This is a genomic window from Rubinisphaera italica, assembly GCF_007859715.1.
Lineage (GTDB): Bacteria > Planctomycetota > Planctomycetia > Planctomycetales > Planctomycetaceae > Rubinisphaera > Rubinisphaera italica.
The window spans coordinates 1,071,492-1,089,699 of sequence record NZ_SJPG01000001.1 but is presented as its reverse complement, the minus strand read 5'-3'; the positions used below and the strand labels follow the sequence as shown (position 1 = coordinate 1,089,699).

Below are 18,208 nucleotides of genomic sequence, written 5' to 3'. Positions count from 1 at the left end.
GTGTCATACTATCAGGAAATTTTAGAGTGGAGTCAGTAACTTTTCTCTGATTTATTAACCGAAGATGACAGGAGAAAAACATGGATTCTCTGGGATGGCTATTACTAGGTCTGGTTGTGGGGGCAATCGTTTCCGTCCTCGTCACCAGGAAACTGGCTCAAAAAGAAGTGTCAACGGAAAACTCCGTGTCTCATCTATTGAGCAGCCACTTCCATCCTCTTCCTCTGAATAACATCACAATCACAGAACGGCAATTCCCGTTTCGAATGAGAGCCGACCTGCAACGGGAGATCGACCGCGTGTTTGGCGGTCAGATTCACATCCGTCATTTTTGCGGAGTTCGAAATGAATATTCTCATGAGTCAGTCACGCTTACGGGATGTATCTCTCAAAGTGAGCACAATCCAACCATTTCTACTCCTCCAGAATATGAAGAGCTGGATATTGGTGAAGACCAACCAGTTCGTGTCTTGAAAAATGGGTTGTGGCTACTCGAAAAAGAGGGCTTGAAATTTGTCGTTTTGCTGTCACCTGCTGGACATTATGGACAGATCACCGGAATTCAATATCAAGTCGGAACTCCTAATACTCCCGAAGGGACACAAATCGTACAGAGCTTTTTCAATCAATTGGAAGAGTCTGTGCTCAAAGCAGAATCCTACCGGGGAAAGATCCTTTCACTGGAAGAGTCCCGGCATTCTTATTCCGGACAATCCAAGGGGATCAAAGTGCATCAACTTCGACACGTTGAGCGAGATCAGGTGATTCTCCCTGAGGAGACGATTTCATTACTGGAACGCAATGTCATTCAGTTTGTGAAACAACGTGATCAACTTTCCCGTTTTCATCAGGCAACTCGCAAAGGATTACTCTTCTACGGGCCTCCGGGAACAGGAAAAACCCATACCATTCATTATCTCGCCCGAGCCCTTGAAGGTCATACGACACTACTCATCTCAGCCGAACAAGTGGGATTGTTAGGTGAATATATGACACTTGCCCGATTGTTACAGCCGAGCATCGTGATTATCGAAGATGTCGACCTGATCGCCCGGAATCGCAGCAACATGAACAGTGCTTGTGAAGAAGTCATGCTGAATAAACTTCTTAATGAAATGGATGGGCTGAATGAGGAAGCAGATATCCTGTTTATTCTGACGACGAATCGTCCGGAAACTCTTGAAGCGGCTCTGGCTTCACGACCTGGCCGAATTGACCAGGCGATCGAATTTCCACTTCCCGACGAAACTGGTCGTATGAAGCTTGTCCAACTCTATTCTCAAGGGCTTTCACTCTCGGAAGACAATATCAAAGAAATTACCAGCAGAACCGCTGAAGTTAGTGCTGCTTTCATCAAAGAGTTGCTCCGGCGTATCGTTCAATTTCATATTGAGGCGAATGGTATTGGTGAAATCACTCATTCCAACATCGACCAGGCACTCAATGAAATGTTGTTTCAGGGAGGGAATCTCAATCTGAAACTTCTGGGAGCAGCGAATAATCAAGCTTGATGCGATTGACCATCTGTTACAATCAGTTGATGACATTCTAGCCATGTTGGCGGTTCACATTTCTCAGCCAGCCTATGGATAACTCTATCTGGCACAACTTTGCTGCGGGATTTGTTTTGTCGAAGAATATGATCAAATTTTGGCTCTAGAAATACTATCTCGATTCTTGCATTGTAATCTGCAAAGAGATCAACCCAGCGGGTTCTCGTCAGTTTCATCGTGTTTGTCGCGTTAAAGGCAAAGGACGTTCCTGCGCGGAGTAACTCCCGGCAACGTTCTCTCGCGAGTTGTGCGACCTGTCCCTGGTTGTCAGTTGGATCCACATCTAGTTCATCACGAATATCATCGAGCGAAACCACGGGAAAATCGTGACGATGCCGGGACAGCCAGGTATCTTTGCCGCTGCCGGGAAGACCGACCATCAGTGTTACAGTGCATGAATAATCTTCATGCGGAACATAATGGAGATTGGGCTTCTGCTGCTGGGAAAATAAAAAGCGGGCATGGTCATTTGCGAAAGAAAACGGCTGGGTATAACAATTGGACTCCTGTGCCATCATCTTCCAGAAATACAGATTCTCTTCCGGTCGCGACATCGATTCAGTATCTCGACCTCGAGTGTCCGCCAATGCAAACAGGTACAGAAGCTTGTTATTAACCAGCCATGAAAGACGAACCACTTCATGAGCCGGCTCCTCTCGCTCCAGTAGAAATGCAGGACGTCCGTGGTAACGAACCAGCCGGGCGATCTCTTCACGTGTCGCCAGATCACACTCCAGTTCTCGAAGAACTTTTCGAGCCACGTGTTCTCCTTTCACTGCGTGTTTTGGTGAGCGAACACGACCTGTCTCCGAGTCAACTTCCGTTGTCAGAGGTTTGGCGACATCGTGAAATAATGCAGTAAAGATCAGAACGATTTGCTCATGATTTGAAAGTGAAGGCCACTCCTCAAGCTCGAATAGTTGATCCAGCACCATTTTTGTGTGCGTCCAGACATCACCTTCCGAATGCCACTCTGCATCCTGAGCGCATTCGGACATCGCCAAACACCACGATTGGGTTTCTGCCCAAGCGGTAATGTCCTCCAGGGATTTCATTTTGAGTTGTTCCCAGTTCATGACCAGATATCCACATTCTCGGCCAATAGATTCGGCACCATCTGCTCATGTTGCCAATGTGTGCTCTGCTTAATCTTTTCCACAAATTCAGGTCGCACAAATTTCGCTCGTCCTGTAACAGCCCCTTCGGCCTCTGTTCGCAGATAAAGCCCCTCCATAAGATTATCGTTCTGATTTGTTGCTGGGTTTTCGAATTGACTGTCAAAACGAGAGGGGCCAATCAAATCATCCAACTCATCACGTTTCAATGAACCGGTGTAAATGATTGGTACGGTCTCGATCCCAGTATCAGCGAGCATGGCGAGTCGTTGAGTCAAATCGAGAAATAATTGCTGCTGTTTGTCGTAGATATCGAATTCGAAGAAATAATGAGTCAAATTTTGATAGAGTATCGAATGTCTGGCATACACCCATTCTCCAAAAAGGATGAAACGATTCTCCAACTTCTGCTCAAGCATATTTCGTTTTACAGCTGCCCATTGTTTGAACAGATCGTATTGTGGATGCATCCCTTCAGTAATGAGATGGCCTCGACATTGCAGCACCATCTCACCAGATTCCAGAAAATGAATACCGACATTTGTGCCATCGATCTTTTCTTCTACGATCAAAGAATCATCCGCCAGAAAGCGTAGTGATTCCACTTCGTTCAAATGCTTATCGTCATCAGTCCCCTTCGAACCAAACAGATGAGGCGTACGGGGATACTTGGTGAAGTCACCGTGTGAGGTTCCCATTGCAATTTCTCCCTGTCAGACTCGTATTGTGGAACAACGTATCACATCTAAAACTAAATCAGGATTACACCCATAAATGCCGGATCCCCAAGCGGCATTGGCTTCAACAACAGACCAACCCTGTCCTTCGATTTGGCCAACATCAATAACAACGGCTCGTGGCGTAAAACTCATCGTGGCAGAAAGTGCTTTCTCAGCAAATTCGATAGCCTGATTGAATTCAAATTCTGTCGCTTCATAATTCGTGCCCTTAGCCAAGACACCATTTCTTAGATAAGGCGAAAGTGTCAACACATTGCCATCTAAACAAAAGCAACGAAACTCGGATCGCCACTGAACAGGTTCAATGACTAATACTGCTTGATCATTTTCATAATCTAATGGAAGATTCGCTCCAGTCTCATAGACTTGAGCCGTGAATGATTTGTCATTGGGAGGTTTGATAAAACGAGGTCGACTTAGTTTTCTTGCTTCCCCCAATGTCATTAATTGAATATCTCGATGGCGGAATTCATAAGGTAATTTTACCAGCCAGTCTTCCGGAAGATCGAGTAATCTGCGACCAACCATTTCGGCAATCGTTGGTGCATATAAAGACTCAACGTAAATAATCACTTCGTCATCATCAATTTCGGGCAGGCGAATTCCTCGTGCTCTGACAACAAACCAATCTCTGCTTATCGCAGCTCTCCAGAGAGCCTGATTGTCATCAGTATGTCGAGATCAGAGAATTAAAGTCGTCATAGCACATACCTTGAAAACCTGATGATTCACCAACAAACATACAAAAAAAGCCCATCCGATTACTTACAACCGGGTGGGCTTTCTTTTGTTATTCGAGATGTTCAATCCCTAAAAGTAGTGATCCCGGTTGACGCCGTCAAAAGCAACCTTTCTTCAGGCAGCACTTTTTGAAGCGTTGGCCGGAACCGCAGGGGCAGAGGTCGTTTCTGCCGAGCTTTTCTTCCAGAACTTTATGGCCGTGGACAATTCGCAGGCCCCATTTGACCTGCTTTTCGGAAGGAAATCCCCGACGGCGTTTGCTCATCGTCTCAAAAAAATGGCTGTTCGTTGTGGTGGTTCTCGTATGAGTGCTGCATGATACACCTCCTTAAAACAGAGTGGTGAAGTTGTTTCGATCCTGACACGGGAAGACGTTGAGGGTTCACTCATGATGGAGTCGACTGATAAGAATTTCCCCGGTAACTGTTCCAATGGAATATTAATACGGTATTATCAATGTAAGCTTCATGTCACCGTTTCATCGATAATATTTGGCTATGTGACCGAATAGATGAGTGGCATGCGAGGGAGAATTTCGCCTGCTATTCAATCAGAGAGGATTTTCGATGTCACTCAAACAGTTCACCACACTGCTAGCCATATTTGGGCTGATGAACTTCACGATTCCCACATCCCAGGCAGCTGAGGATGAATTACTGACAATCGGATCAAAGGCCCCTGCCATCAATGTTGAACATTGGGTCTCCGATAACGATGGAAAGTATGAACATGTCACCGACTTCAAAGAGGGGAATGTCTACATCGTTGAATTCTGGGCAACATGGTGCGGACCTTGTGTCGCGAGCATGCCCCATATCAGCGAACTGCAAAAGAAGTATGCCGACCAAGACGTTCAGGTAATCAGTATTAGTGATGAGCCTCTTGAAACGGTCAATTCTTTTCTGGCGAAAGCTGTCCGTGGAGATGATTCTGGAAAAACATATGGAGAACTAACTTCGACTTACTGCCTGACAACTGACCCCGATGGATCGGTCAATAAAGATTACATGCAGGCAGCCGGGCAGAATGGAATTCCGACTGCGTTTCTGGTGGGCAAAACGGGATTGATTGAGTGGATCGGACATCCCATGACGATGGACGAGCCGCTGACTCAGGTGGTCGCTGGGGACTGGGACCGAAGTGCTTTTGCTGAGCAGTTTGTCGCCAAGCAGAAGTTAGATGCCGGAATGCAGAATGTGATGGTCGCTTATCGCTCAGGCGATACTGAAAAAGCCATCAGCCTGCTTGAAGAACTGATGGAGATTGCTCTGGATGCTCAATCCAAAGCTCAGCTGGAAAGTATGAAGCTTCAAATGCTGATTCAAGCCGGGGGAGAAAAAGGAGCCAAGGCTCTGAAAGAAGTGGCAGACACTCAGGATTCTCCTGAGGTTAAAAATCGCCTCGCCTGGATGATCTATCAAATGTCAGAACAAGGACAGTCGGATGATGTCATGATCGCTGCAGCTGTGGAGATTACTCAAAAGGCTCTGGAAGCAGATCCCGAAAATGCAGAAATCATGGACACCCGAGCGCGCTTACTCCATAAACAGGGAAAGCTGGAAGAAGCTTTGAAAGTTCAACGCAAAGCCGCTGAAATAGGATCTGATGAACCGGAAGCCAAAAAGCAGATCGACAGCTTTCTGGAACAACTGGAGAAAGAAGCCAAAGAATAAACCACAATAATCAAACTGTCTCAATCATGAATTATTTTGATAATACGAGTGCCATTGGTTTCGCCAGTGACACTCGTTTTTGTTTTCCTGACTTGAAATCCAATGCTCGTCATTCAAATAGGAATCGCTGCCGAATGAACTATGGACTGGAAGTATGACAGCGGAGGGGTGGTCATGTTCGCGACTTTTGCTTCGTCGTCCCAGCGTCGAAGACGTACCGCTGCTTCACGATGAGGATTCTCGTCGAATGCCCGAACCTCTTCGGAACTCATCGCTCCTCCCTGAAGTTGCAGGCTCACTATCGATGGTTCACTTAAGCATGACTGGTAGTTCGGGTCGACTGCACAGAGATAACGCTTTGCTGCGACATGCAAGCGGATCGGTTCAGTCACCTCAACAGGAAAAATCGAATTCAAATAGTGATACCCCGAACCTTCGTGATGATCATCGAGACCCAGGTCTGGAGATTCCTCTGGGAGATCATGCAACAGATGACCGACATCGTGGAGCAAGGCCGCTGTGATAAGAGCGGCAGAGGCTCCCGCTGCCTCGGCGAGAGTCGCGGCCTGCAATGCATGCTCTTGCTGAGTCACCGCTTCGCCACCATATTGAGAATCCCCACGAGACTGAAACAACAAAAGAACATCGTCCACAGTTGGCATTTTTGAAATCCTTGATGACAGAACGTGATTATTGGACAGTTGGCAAACGATTGAAACAGAATACCAGAGTTCACAGGGTGTCACGCAACTTCTTCTATACAAAGAGAAGCCTGAGTTCATGATTAAATCAGGCAAGTTTGGTTCCGTTTCCGAGTGCCCGCTCCGGCACAGCGAGCACAACTGCCCCATTGTCATTATAAAATCCCGTGATCAGGCATTCCGATCGGACCGGGCCGATTTGCTTAGCCGGAAAATTGACTACGCCAACAATCTGGCGATTCATTAAATCGTCCTTGGAATACAGGTCCGTAATCTGTGCACTCGACTTTTTGATACCGATCTCTGCTCCGAAGTCGACTTCGATTTTATAAGCCGGTTTGCGCGCCTCGGGAAAATCTTCAACTGAAATTATCGTGCCAACACGCAGCTCGACACGTTCAAAATCGGACCACGAGATCGTCTCCATCTATTCACTCTTGTTTCCACTGTCTTTATTCAGGTCTTGCTCGACCATTTTCTTACGAAATATTAATTTTGCAGGCACGATTTCCGGATCTTTCCCAGCCACTTTCCACTGGAGTTTGAGCGAAGAATCTCCAGTCGATTCGAAGTAATCGATTCGGATTTTATGCAAACCCTTCTCCAGTCTCACCCAGTTACTTTCTTGCTGATAAGGATGATGACCGGGATTGTCTATCACGTTCTGGCCATCAATCCTTAATCGACTGCCATCGTCAGAACCGAGAATGAACTGAATCGCATCAGAATCTTGAACAGACAGATATCCTTCAATCCTCATGGCGAAATAATGTTCAAGTCCTGCAATTTCTTCTGGAGATTTCCAGTCCTCGAATAAGACTGTTCGAACCGGCTTCATTTTTTCCAACTCAGGCAGTACTTCAAATTGGCCCTCATAGATTTTGACTGTCCCCCCATGCTCCAATAATTCCTGGTCAATCTCAACAGGCTCAATGAGCGGATAAGAATCCAGTTTGAATTTCATGGAATGCATTGCCTTATCTCGCAAATAGGTCAATTCGATAATCTCTCCTGGGCTACGATACATCAGTGACAGCAGCCAATGGAGGGAATCATCTACAGGGAATTCATTCAAACTCGTGATCACATCCCCGGGCAGTAATCCCGCTTTACCGGCAGGACTTTCTGGAGCCACAGAAATCACATCGGCTGCTTCATGTGAATAATCGCATTCGATTCCGGTGTAGATATCGGAGCGTATTTCTGCAGCGATCATTGCTTTCAAATGACTTCGCAAAGTTTCAACGGGGACCGCGTAATTGATGTTTTCTTCGTCGAAATTCTTTCCAGAAACCACTCCAATTTGCTCGCCCAGGGCATTGAACAGCGGCCCTCCAGAATTTCCTCGATTAGAAGCCGCATCGAACTGGATGAATTTGTCCCGATACTCTCCGCCCAGTTGAGCCTGAGCCAATGCATTCGGCATGTTTGCGACGACTGATCTTGAACTGACGATGCCCGATGTAAAAACGATGCCACGGCCACCAGGATTCCCTCCCACAAGAATTGGCTCACCAGTCATGATATCCAGACTCTGCCCGATTGAGATGAACGGGGCATTTTCCTGTCGGGCATATTGAATGATCGACAGATCCTTTTCGGGCAATCGAGCCACAATTCGATAACGGCGGATTTGCTTGCCACCGACAAGGACGACCCCCGGACGATCTCTCACAACATGATCACAAGTCAACACATAGCCGTGCGGATGAATAATCGATCCACTTCCACTCGAACCTCCTTCCGACGATTGACTGAAAATCGCGACCACCGCTGGTTCAATTTGTTGAATCAATTTCACCGTTTCAGTGCGACGCGGAGAGTCCTCGGGAATTTCCGACCAGGCGACGACTGGAGTCAAGCCATGCGTAATGAGAAATAAAACGAATGTGAAAAGTTTCCGAACACACATGGAATTCCGCTTCCTCTATCGTTGAAAGTCTACTGACACCAATCCTTCAATCAGGATGTCCTCACTACTGAGTATGAGTATTGAGTTTCCAGGAGAGTCGACAGATCCACAACCCAATCAGGAATGAAAAGAGTCCTTCGATTGTCATCCACCAGAGTGGATAGCCAGCGTGCAGATCGATGGCTGCAATCACACATCCTTTAAGCATCGCGCAAATCCCCCAGAGATTGATCAAGGGAGCATATCGTTTCACATCAAAGGAAATATACAGCGTGACCAAACCACTCAAAGCATAGAACATTGCCAGAGAACGTGTGAGATAATTGATGCTCGCAGTCGCAGGCAACTCTCCGGGAAGGATTTGCCGATGCAACTGCTGCATCCATTCGACCGGCATCAGCATCGCCGGAGTTGCCAGCAACCCACCAAACCCGATAAGCCGCAGGATCAACTGAATACGCTTAGCAGCATGAGTCGATGACAGCGAAGAAGTCGAGTCTGACATAAGGATCACAGCGGCTCAATTAACTGGTATTCAGAGATCTCTCGACTGAAAGGGGAAACATGAATCACAAGCCGAAATGATAGGAATTCTAAACCGCAGGAAACAGGGTGAGCAGAGTTATAATTATCAAAAACCGTACAAGATACTTAAACAGAAACTGAAGGAAACAAAATTTCTTTTCAACCAAAAAGGTCAGGTTGTTTTTCAAATATTCACGGACAGATGCCTGCTGCGTATAATCACTTATGACCAACTCCCAGGCGCTGAGCTGTTTAGACTTTTGAAATGAGACAAATCACTCAACAAGTAAAACCACACTCACGATGAATCACATCGGCCATGTTCACCACATGTACACACCTTGATAAAACATCAAAAGGAGTAGGCGGAATCGGCTGTTTCGATGTTGACAATCAAGTTAATACTGATATGTTTGAACATGATGAATAAGTTGTGAAAAATTTTGCACGATGCAAACCCATGACAAAATTCATCTCCCCAAGCACAAACCTTGCCGATGCGCCCCACCGGAATTGAGTCGCGAATTCAATGAATTCACAACTTGAGCAAACACAAACCAACCTGCAGTTTCAACTGACTTCGTGGGAATATTAGGACGACCCTATGATCAAACGAACTTTCGCTGCCTTCATCGCTATCAGGTCAACTGCTGCGACATTCCTGATTTATGGCCTTACTGCTGGGCTCGGCCTCAGTCACGGCCTGGGACTCAGTCCTATAGAGGCGAACGAGCCTGCTGAGCAATCCCTCACCATTGCTGAACTCTCGATTGGCCCCGTCCTTGCAGATGATGCCGATGGGGCAGTTACCCTGCGTGGCCAGGATGATCGTAAGCAATTGTTCGCTTCAGGGTTGATGCGGGATCAGCGGCTAATTGATTACACCCGTGATGTCACGTGGAATGTTGAACCGCCCAATGTTGCTCGTGTCACCGCGAACGGTTTGATTGTTCCCAAAGAGAATGGTTCCGCAGTCATCACAATTAAAACGTCTCTGGGAGTTCAGGCAACTCGACCAGTCATCGTTACGGGAATGGATGACGTCCATCCCATCAATTTCAAAACTCAGGTTGTGCCCATCTTTTCAAAACTGGGATGCAATGGAGGAGGCTGTCATGGCAAAGCGAGTGGCCAGAATGGCTTCAAGCTTTCTCTCCTCGGGTTTTATCCAGAAGATGATTACGAATTTCTGGTTTATGAAAGTCGTGGCCGCAGATTATCCCCTGCTTCTCCTGCAGAAAGTCTGCTGCTCACCAAAGGGACCGGTCTTGTGCCTCATGGCGGTGGTAGTCCTCTCAAACCTGAAAGCGAAGAATACCGTTTAATCTATCGCTGGATTGAACAGGGTATGCCATACTGGAGTGAAAGCGATCCTGTTTTGACAGGCATCCAATGTCTTCCCGAACAGAGGATCATGGGGCAGGATGTCAATCAGCAGATCAGTGTGATTGCCACTTACAACGATGGACATACCGAAGATGTCACACGTATGGCATTGTATGAGCCGAATGTGGCGGAAATGGCCGAAGTGACTCCTGAAGGACTTGTGACAACCGCACAACTCAGTGGTGAAGTTGCCATTATGGCTCGTTATCAGGGACAGGTTTCTACATTCCGAGCAACAATTCCTTTGGGAGCCAGCACACAACCGATTCCAGAATCCGGCAACCTGATTGATCAGGCTGTTTTCGGGAAGTTACAGCAACTCGGTATCCCTGCTTCTGAACGCTCGGATGATGCGACTTTCTTTCGACGTGTCCACCTGGATGTCACAGGAAAATTACCCTCCGCAGAGGAATCACGTGCATTTCTAGCTGACACCAATGCAAACAAACGCAGCGAGTTAATCGATCGTTTACTCGACTCGACCGAATACGCTGACTTGTTCACAAATAAATGGAGTCTGCTGTTACGCAACCGCAAAGATCGCCCGGAAGACCTGCAGGGAGTCCATGCATTTTACCAGTGGATCTGGAATAACATTTACGAGAATAGACCTTACGATCAAATGGTACGTGACATTGTGACCGCGACCGGAAGTATGGACGAAAATCCCCCGGTCGCCTGGTATCGTGAAGTGACCGACTCCGAAGCCCTGGTCGAAGACAGCACCCAGCTATTTCTAGGTGTGCGAATCCAATGCGCCCGTTGTCATCACCATCCCTTTGAAAAATGGAGCCAGGACGATTACTACAGCATGGCTGCGTTCTATTCCCGCATCGGTAAAAAGACCCCCTCTGGCAATGAAAATGTAAAGGGGCGAGCAAAACGCATTTACCATAACATTGGCAACGCCACCGCCAAGAACCCTCGATCGGGATCCGATTTAAAGCCGTGTGGACTGGGTGGAGAACCAGCAGAGTTAACCCCCGATCAGGATCCTCGAACCGCACTGGCTGACTGGATGGCAGAACCGGACAATCCGTTTTTCTCTGCCACACTCGTGAATCGATATTGGAAACATTTCTTCGGTCGAGGAATTGTTGATCCTGAAGATGACATGCGGGCGACCAACCCTCCCGCCAATCCCGAATTGCTGGATGCTCTTTCCAAGAGTTTTGTGGAATCAGGCTTCGATCTCAAAGCGCTCGTGCGACTGATCTGCAATTCCAATACGTATCAACTCAGTGCGATGCCGAACGAGTATAACTTAAAAGACAAGCAGAACTTCTCCCGATATTACCCGAAGCGATTACCTGCCGAAGTGCTTTATGATGCCTTGCATCAAATCACAGGAGCGAAAAGCCGCATCAATGGTTTGCCTGCCGGATACGCAGCGTTGCAGATGCGGGATGTCAACAATGCGCCTTATTTCCTGAAGGTTTTCGGACAGCCTCAAGGAGAGACCGCCTGTGAATGCGAACGCTCTGCCGATGCCAGTTTGGCACAATCCCTGCACCTGTTAAACAGTCAGGATGTCCAAGGGAAAATTGCGGACGGAAAAGGCCGAGCCAGTCTACTGGCTGCTGACAAAGACCGCTCCCATGAAGAGAAAATCTCTGACCTTTACTTGTGGGCTTATTCCCGCCAACCAAAACCAGAAGAGTTGCAAGCCGCTGTCGGCTATGTTTCTCGTGAAGGTGTCGAAGTGAAAACTTCTTACGAAGATGTCATCTGGGCTCTGATCAACTCGAAAGAGTTCATGTTCAATCACTGATGAAAATCCGAATTGGTGGAGCAGCAGGTCAGGTTTCCCAGAAATGACTGATTACTCTGGAAAGTTGGATTAATTCAGTAGAACCAGACCTGCATACAAGTCGAAACGATGCACAAAACACAAACGGCCTGCCTTGAGAGTTCCCGCCATGTTTTTCATACCGAATCCCCTTGCCTGCTTTTGCCTGACCACACTGATCCTGTCAGGGTTCAATCAGGGCTCTGTTCTCGGCCAGTTACCGGTCACTCAACTGGGATCTGTATTCCCGCCCGGTGGAACAATTGGATCGGAATTTGAAGTCAATGTGCTTGATGGGACCGATCTGGATGAACTCTCCGGCCTCGTCTTCTCTTCCCCTGGAATCGAGCAGATCGATCACCCCGATCCGCATTCAAATCCCCGCAAATTTCGAGTAAAAATCGCTCCGAATGTCCCTGCAGGTTATCATTCCGTACGGGCAGAAGGACGTTTTGGCGTCAGCAATGCCCGTATGTTCCGTGTCGAACAGATACCCGTTCAAGCTCTTCAGGAAAGCGACTGGAAAAATCAGGAACCTGTCGCCATCGAATTAAACACTGCTTATTACAGTCGCTGTGAAGGTGGTGGAGATATCGATGAATTTCAAGTGGAGTTGCCGCAAAACCAACAGGTTCAACTTCGCGTGAACTGCCTCGATCTCGATTCTCGTATGAACCCGGCTGTGGAAGTTTATAGCCCCAATGGTCATCGCATTGCCTTCGCCCGCCGCGTAGGAGATCAGGATCCTTTACTGAATTTCACAGCGTCCCAGGCAGGTCCCTACAAAATTCGGATATATGATTTTCTGTTTCAAAATTCCAATGCCCATATCTATCGGCTTGAAGTCGCAGACTGGAAAATCCCCAGCCAAATTCAACCTCCAGTACTCTCAACTGAGACAGAGGCTAAGTTTCAGGGGATTCTTACTCAAGACAAGCCAGAGTCCGTCGAATTGCAAAACTTGACCATTGATTCCGGGCATCCGTTACTTTCAGGATTTATTAATCCACGCGAATTGATGGTCACCCGTCAGGTTTTAAGATTGTCACCACAGGACCAGCACAGCTTCCTGACTTCCCTGCCTGTTATCGACACAGCCATTCAGCTGGAAACGGAACCAAACAATGAGGTCGCACAATCTCAACTCGTACAGCTACCAGTCGATGTCACTGGTCAATTTGAGGATGCCAACGATGTCGATCGCTATGTCTTTGATATCAAAAAAGGCCAGGCAATCTGGTTGCAGGTTTTCGCAGAACGCGACGGCAAGATTCTCGATCCCTTTGTCCAGCTCGATCATGTATCTAAAGATGACAAGGGAAACGAAATCGTCAAATCAATCCCCGTACCGGATGATCTGACTGCAAATCTCATCCCCAATGTATTCGATACCCTCACAGACGACATCGACTTCACGACAGTCGCCCCGGAAGATGGACAATTTCGAGTCTCGATTCGCAATCGATATGCCGTCACTGGCAAAAGAAAACTTTCTCCCTATCGTCTGCACATATCCACTCCTCAACCAGAGTTTCAGGTTTATGCATTTACGCATCCTCATGTCGTGGGAACGACTACAATCGATACGCCGAGCGGTTGTATCATGCGACGTGGAGGAACGACCAGCTTACAGGTGATCGTCAATCGAATTCAGGGCTTTGATCAAGGTGTCATTGTTGAAGCCCCTCACCCACCACCGGGAGTCCAAATTCCCGCAATCCTGATACCGCCGGGCGAGCAAACTGGGGAGTTGATTTTGTACTCCTCTGAGGATGCCCCAGCAGGCTTTTCGGAATTGCAGCTCACTGCAAAACCTTTTGACCCCAGTCTCAAGGAGCAGCCAGATGCGGAATTAAAGTCTGTTCGTGTATTGCCAGTTTCGATTGCCTGGAAGGCAGCGGCCAACATGCCTGCGGTCTCCCGACAGGGGCACTCTCTGGTTGTTACCGTCCTCAATGAAACAGACTCCATTCAACCAGCGTTGACCCAAGCGCAATTATTCCAACATGTCTGTCAGTCCCAACTTTTCTGGCATCCCTTGCAGGTCAAACGACTGGCCGGATATGCAGATAAAGTGACTTTAAAAGCAGATGGACTGGACAAGAATGCCAAGATTACTGCGACAACTCCTGTAATCCCAAAAGAGGCTTCTGAAAGTTCAATCCACTTTCAGTTTGCCACCGATGCCAAGGTTGGCTGGCATACATGTTCAATTCACGGCGAAACTCAAGTCAATTATGTTCGCAATCCAGAATTAGTGGCTCGAACTCAAAAGCAGTATGATGATGCCAACACGACTTTGGAAGCTGACAAAAAAGTACAGACGACAATCGATCAACTGGTAAAAAAGCTCGATGCCGACTTGAAGGCAAATGCTGCAGAAAAAGCGAAACTGCAAGCTGAGATCAAAAAACAGGAAGAGACAACCGTTCGGCTGAAAAAAGAATTGACCGATTTAGAAACACAGCTGGCAGCCGCGACTGAAGAAGCCGCAAAAACACCGTTAATGGATTCCATCAAACAAAAGCAGGACGAAATTACTAAAAGCGAGAGTGACAAATCGAATCTGATGAAGCAGGTTCAGGAGCTGGACAAAACCGCTCAGAGCAATCAACAGGAGTTGACAACTCAACAAAAGAAACTGACGGACACACAAGCTCGCGTAAAAACAAATCAAACCAAACTTGATGCCCTCAAGAAAACTCTCGATAAAGTCAAAAGCGCTCAGAAACCCAAAGCACTCAAACAGGATGAACTTTTCGATCGTCTTGTCTTCCTGGTACACAAAGCTCCTCTTTCACTCGCAGTGAAATCTGGAAAAGATGTGGCTATTAAGCGGGGAGAAAGCCAGGAAATTGAAGTCGAAATCAAACGAGAAGGCGAGCAGAAATACCCTGTCGATTTAACCGCAACCATTCCTCCTGGAGTGAGCGGCATCAGTTGGGAAACGGTATCGCTATCTCCCGAAGAGAATACCGCGAAGCTCAAGTTGACTGCTTCCCCGGAAGCGACCGTAGGTTCCCATTCCCTTTCGACTGTCCGCGTTTCCACACAACAAGAGGGACAAACCCTGCATATCGACGCAACTGTGACAATTAAAGTCGAGTAATCGCCCATTTCAGAGTCCTACCGAATGCGCCTTCCCTACCAAAAATTTGGGCTGATGATCTCTCAAGCACGACAGCGGAGTGCATAACCGTTATCTCAGTCCCAAATCTAAGCCCTGAAAGGGCACTAATTGAATGAATTCATCCATGCAAAAAAAACTGCGACACTTCGGCCTTCTCGCTTTTTCAATCCTCGTGCTCATTGCCTCTCCGCTTAGAGTCACCTCTGCAGATGAGCAACCGATTGCTCCTGTTGCTGTGGACCTGGGACGGGAAGTTGATTTTGATCAGGATGTCGCTCCGATCCTCAAGAACAATTGCCTGGCATGCCATAACTCTAAAATTAAAGAAGGGTCATTGAATCTGGAATCTCACGTGGCGATGATGCAGGGAGGAGATAGCGGCACGTCGATTGTGCCTGGAAAGTCCGATGAAAGCTATCTATTCCAGGTGGTCAGTCGCCAGGAAGAGTCATTCATGCCGCCACTACCCAATAAAATGAATGCAAAGAAGCTCACTGGCGAAGAGGTCTGGAAGTTAAAACGCTGGATTGATCTGGGAGCTCCAGCTGGCAACGGGCTGACGAACAGCACGGTTGTGTGGTCGACGATGCCACAGAATCTGCAACCTGTGTACGCGCTCTCGCTCTTCCCCAATGAATCTCGCTTCGCCGTCGGACGAGGAAATCGCGTTCAGGTAATTTCTATCACAAACCCTCTGGATGTGTCGAACCTTATTGATCCAGAATTGCCTGCCGCTCATCGGGATTATGTGAATGCAATCGCGGTCCACCCCAATGGACGATTACTCGCCACTGCTGGATATCGTAATGTAAAAATCTGGCAAAAGGATGCCTTTCAGATTCTTGAAAATGCACATATCAACGAGCCAGTCGCAGCATTCAGTCATTCCCCTGCCGGGACAAAATTTGCAGTGATCGGGCAAACCGGACGATTGTTTCTCGGCAGCAATGAAGGCCACCAAATCTCTGAGACAAAAATCCCGGCAGCCAAAGCAGTGGCGGTCAACGATGCAGGCAATCTGCTTGCCATCGCGACCGAGACAGATGTTAAAATTCTAGACCCCACGAATTCAGAATCGATAGTCACGTTAACCGTCCCCTCACCCGTAACTCAGCTGGCATTTCATTTACAAACTCTTGTAACAACTCATGCTGATGGCCAACTGCGAACATGGTCCAAAGCAGAAGCTGATCCCACCTGGCAGGAAAGCGGGGCGGCATTCAAAAAGAGCGATGCAGCTGTGATCGAATTCAAACCTGTTGCAGAAAATAAATTTTCGGCGTTATCAGCAGACGGAAATGCGGTCATCTGGGATCTGACAAACCGCACCGCAGTGAGGGGATGGGCAGTTTCTGGGGATACGACAAAGCTGTGTTTCACAGAAGATTTGAAGACCGCTGCAACCGTCGATAAAAATGGAGTTGTACGGGTTTGGGATGCCAATGGTAAGCAGACTCAGGAATTCCTTCGACCAGCTTCGACTGAGAAGGCAGTGAAAGATCAGGAGCGGGCACTCGCGATTGCGAAAGCGCAATCTGCATACAGTCTGAATCTGGTGAAACTTGCCGAGACAGACCTGAAACAGCGGGAAGAAGCCGTTCAGAAAGCAGAGAAAGCAATTGAACCAGCCAAAGAAGAAATCACGAAAGTAACAGCTCCACGGGACGAAGCAGTCACAGCTCTTGAGGCTGCCAACAAGAAACTTGCGGAAAAACCTGAGGATGCTGAACTAAAAAAACAACAGGAGGCTGCTCAGAAGAAACGAGACGAAGCGGTTGCGAAATTCGACGAAAAAACGGAACTTCTGAAACGAGCAGAGACCACTCTACAGTTAGAAAAGGCGGCATTAGAGCGTTCTAAAACACAGAATGAGGCGAAAACCAAACAAAGCGAACTTGCAGCCGAACTGGTCAAGAAAATTGAAGGCGAACTCAAAGTCAGCCAGGAGGCCCGAGACAAATCGACACTCCTGGCTGTCAATATTGCCTTCGAGGACGCTCAGCTTTTACGCATTTTGACATCAACGGGTACCATTGAAACCTGGAATGTTTCCACAAAGCAACCTGTCGATGAATTCCAGGTCCCTGAATGGCAGAGCAGCCTCGGCTGGATACCAATCTCGGGTGATCGTTATTGTGAGATTCGTGCCGATGGCCGCATCGAAAAGGTGTCCTTATCGCCTCAATGGACATTGCAGAGACGTCTTGGCCCCGCCAATGGAGAGTTGGCCATTGAGAAGAGCGAATTTGTCGATCGCGTCACAGCACTCGACTTTTCACCAGAGGGTTCGTTACTCGCAACCGGAGGCGGAGATCCTTCCCGTGACGGGGAATTGAAAATCTGGAATTGGAAAGAAGGAACATTAGTCAGAACCATACCGAATGCCCATAGCGATAGCATTCTGACAATCAAATTTTCGGAAGATGGCCAGAAACTGGCGACTGGTTCAGCAGACAAGTTTGTCAAGGTTTTTGCTGTCGATACAGGAGAACCACTTGCTTCCTTTGAAGGACATACCGAACACGTGCTGAGCGTGGACTGGATGGCAGATGGATTGACAATTGCCAGTGCTTCTGCTGATAAGTCCGTCAAAATCTGGGACGTGCAGGATGGTTCTCAAAAGCGGACAATTACCGGTTTCGGAAAACAGGTCACCGGGTTGGAATACATCGGCGTGAGCGATAATCTGGCAACCTGCTGCGGAGATAAAATTGTCAGACTTTATCAGGCTGGCAATGGTCGAAATTATCGAAATCTTTCCGGGGCACAGAATTACCTGAATGCGTTCGATGTCACCGAGGATGAAAGCCTGGTGGTTGCAGGCGGCCATACAGGAGTTGTCCGGATCTGGGATGGCAAAAGCGGGAAATTATTGCAGACACTTGAGCCTAACTGAATTCCTATCGGCTGAAGCAATAGGTTCGAGCCGTGGGCTACGGACTG

Annotated in this window: 13 protein-coding genes; 5 read left to right on the top strand and 8 right to left on the bottom strand. The window is 47.7% G+C overall.

What is annotated here, in order from left to right:
* Positions 1-80 precede the first annotated feature (80 nt).
* Positions 81-1,511, top strand: coding sequence for an AAA family ATPase (locus tag Pan54_RS04175; protein WP_146502312.1), 1,431 nt, complete (start codon positions 81-83; stop codon positions 1,509-1,511).
* On the opposite strand, the gene Pan54_RS04170 is transcribed toward Pan54_RS04175, so the two are convergent.
* The 4 genes from Pan54_RS04170 to Pan54_RS04155 all read right to left on the bottom strand — a co-directional run bounded on the left by Pan54_RS04170 (position 1,502) and on the right by Pan54_RS04155 (position 4,414).
* Positions 1,502-2,629, bottom strand: coding sequence for an AAA family ATPase (locus tag Pan54_RS04170; protein WP_146502311.1), 1,128 nt, complete (start codon positions 2,627-2,629; stop codon positions 1,502-1,504). The genes Pan54_RS04175 and Pan54_RS04170 overlap by 10 nt on opposite strands.
* Positions 2,626-3,366, bottom strand: a complete 741-nt coding sequence (locus tag Pan54_RS04165; RefSeq protein ID WP_146502310.1) for an RNA ligase family protein — start codon at positions 3,364-3,366, stop codon at positions 2,626-2,628. The genes Pan54_RS04170 and Pan54_RS04165 overlap by 4 nt, the downstream gene beginning before the upstream one ends.
* A 15-nt stretch (positions 3,367-3,381) precedes the next feature.
* Positions 3,382-3,981 carry an ATP-grasp domain-containing protein gene (locus Pan54_RS04160; RefSeq protein WP_146502309.1) on the bottom strand — a complete coding sequence of 200 codons (600 nt, stop codon included), beginning with the start codon at positions 3,979-3,981 and terminating at the stop codon, positions 3,382-3,384.
* A 265-nt stretch (positions 3,982-4,246) separates the two neighbouring features.
* Positions 4,247-4,414: an SEC-C metal-binding domain-containing protein gene (locus Pan54_RS04155; protein WP_146502308.1), complete on the bottom strand. Its 168-nt coding sequence runs from the start codon at positions 4,412-4,414 to the stop codon at positions 4,247-4,249.
* Between the two features lie 301 nt (positions 4,415-4,715).
* Here Pan54_RS04155 and Pan54_RS04150 point away from each other — a divergent pair, with 301 nt between their 5' ends.
* Complete coding sequence (locus tag Pan54_RS04150) at positions 4,716-5,822, top strand: TlpA disulfide reductase family protein (RefSeq protein ID WP_146502307.1); 1,107 nt, start codon at positions 4,716-4,718, stop codon at positions 5,820-5,822.
* Between the two features lie 113 nt (positions 5,823-5,935).
* Here Pan54_RS04150 and Pan54_RS04145 read toward each other — a convergent pair whose 3' ends face one another.
* From Pan54_RS04145 to Pan54_RS04130, 4 genes are all read right to left on the bottom strand, one after another.
* The gene (locus tag Pan54_RS04145; protein ID WP_146502306.1) at positions 5,936-6,484 is read right to left on the bottom strand and encodes a phosphonate degradation HD-domain oxygenase; all 549 of its coding nucleotides are present in this window, start codon (positions 6,482-6,484) and stop codon (positions 5,936-5,938) included.
* Between the two features lie 127 nt (positions 6,485-6,611).
* Positions 6,612-6,950: a tRNA-binding protein gene (locus Pan54_RS04140; RefSeq protein WP_146502305.1), complete on the bottom strand. Its 339-nt coding sequence runs from the start codon at positions 6,948-6,950 to the stop codon at positions 6,612-6,614.
* Positions 6,951-8,435 (bottom strand): trypsin-like peptidase domain-containing protein, encoded by a 1,485-nt coding sequence (locus tag Pan54_RS04135; RefSeq protein ID WP_146502304.1) that lies wholly within the window; start codon positions 8,433-8,435, stop codon positions 6,951-6,953.
* Positions 8,436-8,499: 64 nt separating this feature from the next.
* Positions 8,500-8,940 carry a hypothetical protein gene (locus tag Pan54_RS04130; RefSeq protein ID WP_146502303.1) on the bottom strand — a complete coding sequence of 147 codons (441 nt, stop codon included), beginning with the start codon at positions 8,938-8,940 and terminating at the stop codon, positions 8,500-8,502.
* A gap of 624 nt (positions 8,941-9,564) precedes the next feature.
* Here Pan54_RS04130 and Pan54_RS04125 point away from each other — a divergent pair.
* From Pan54_RS04125 to Pan54_RS04115, 3 genes are all read left to right on the top strand, one after another.
* A complete protein-coding gene (locus Pan54_RS04125) occupies positions 9,565-12,117 on the top strand; it encodes a DUF1549 and DUF1553 domain-containing protein (RefSeq protein ID WP_146502302.1) in 2,553 nt (850 codons plus the stop codon).
* A gap of 148 nt (positions 12,118-12,265) precedes the next feature.
* Positions 12,266-15,244, top strand: a complete 2,979-nt coding sequence (locus Pan54_RS04120) for a COG1470 family protein (protein ID WP_146502301.1) — start codon at positions 12,266-12,268, stop codon at positions 15,242-15,244.
* A 145-nt stretch (positions 15,245-15,389) separates the two neighbouring features.
* Entirely contained in the window at positions 15,390-18,161 is a 2,772-nt protein-coding gene (locus tag Pan54_RS04115) for a c-type cytochrome domain-containing protein (RefSeq protein ID WP_165441572.1), read from the top strand.
* Positions 18,162-18,208: the final 47 nt, after the last annotated feature.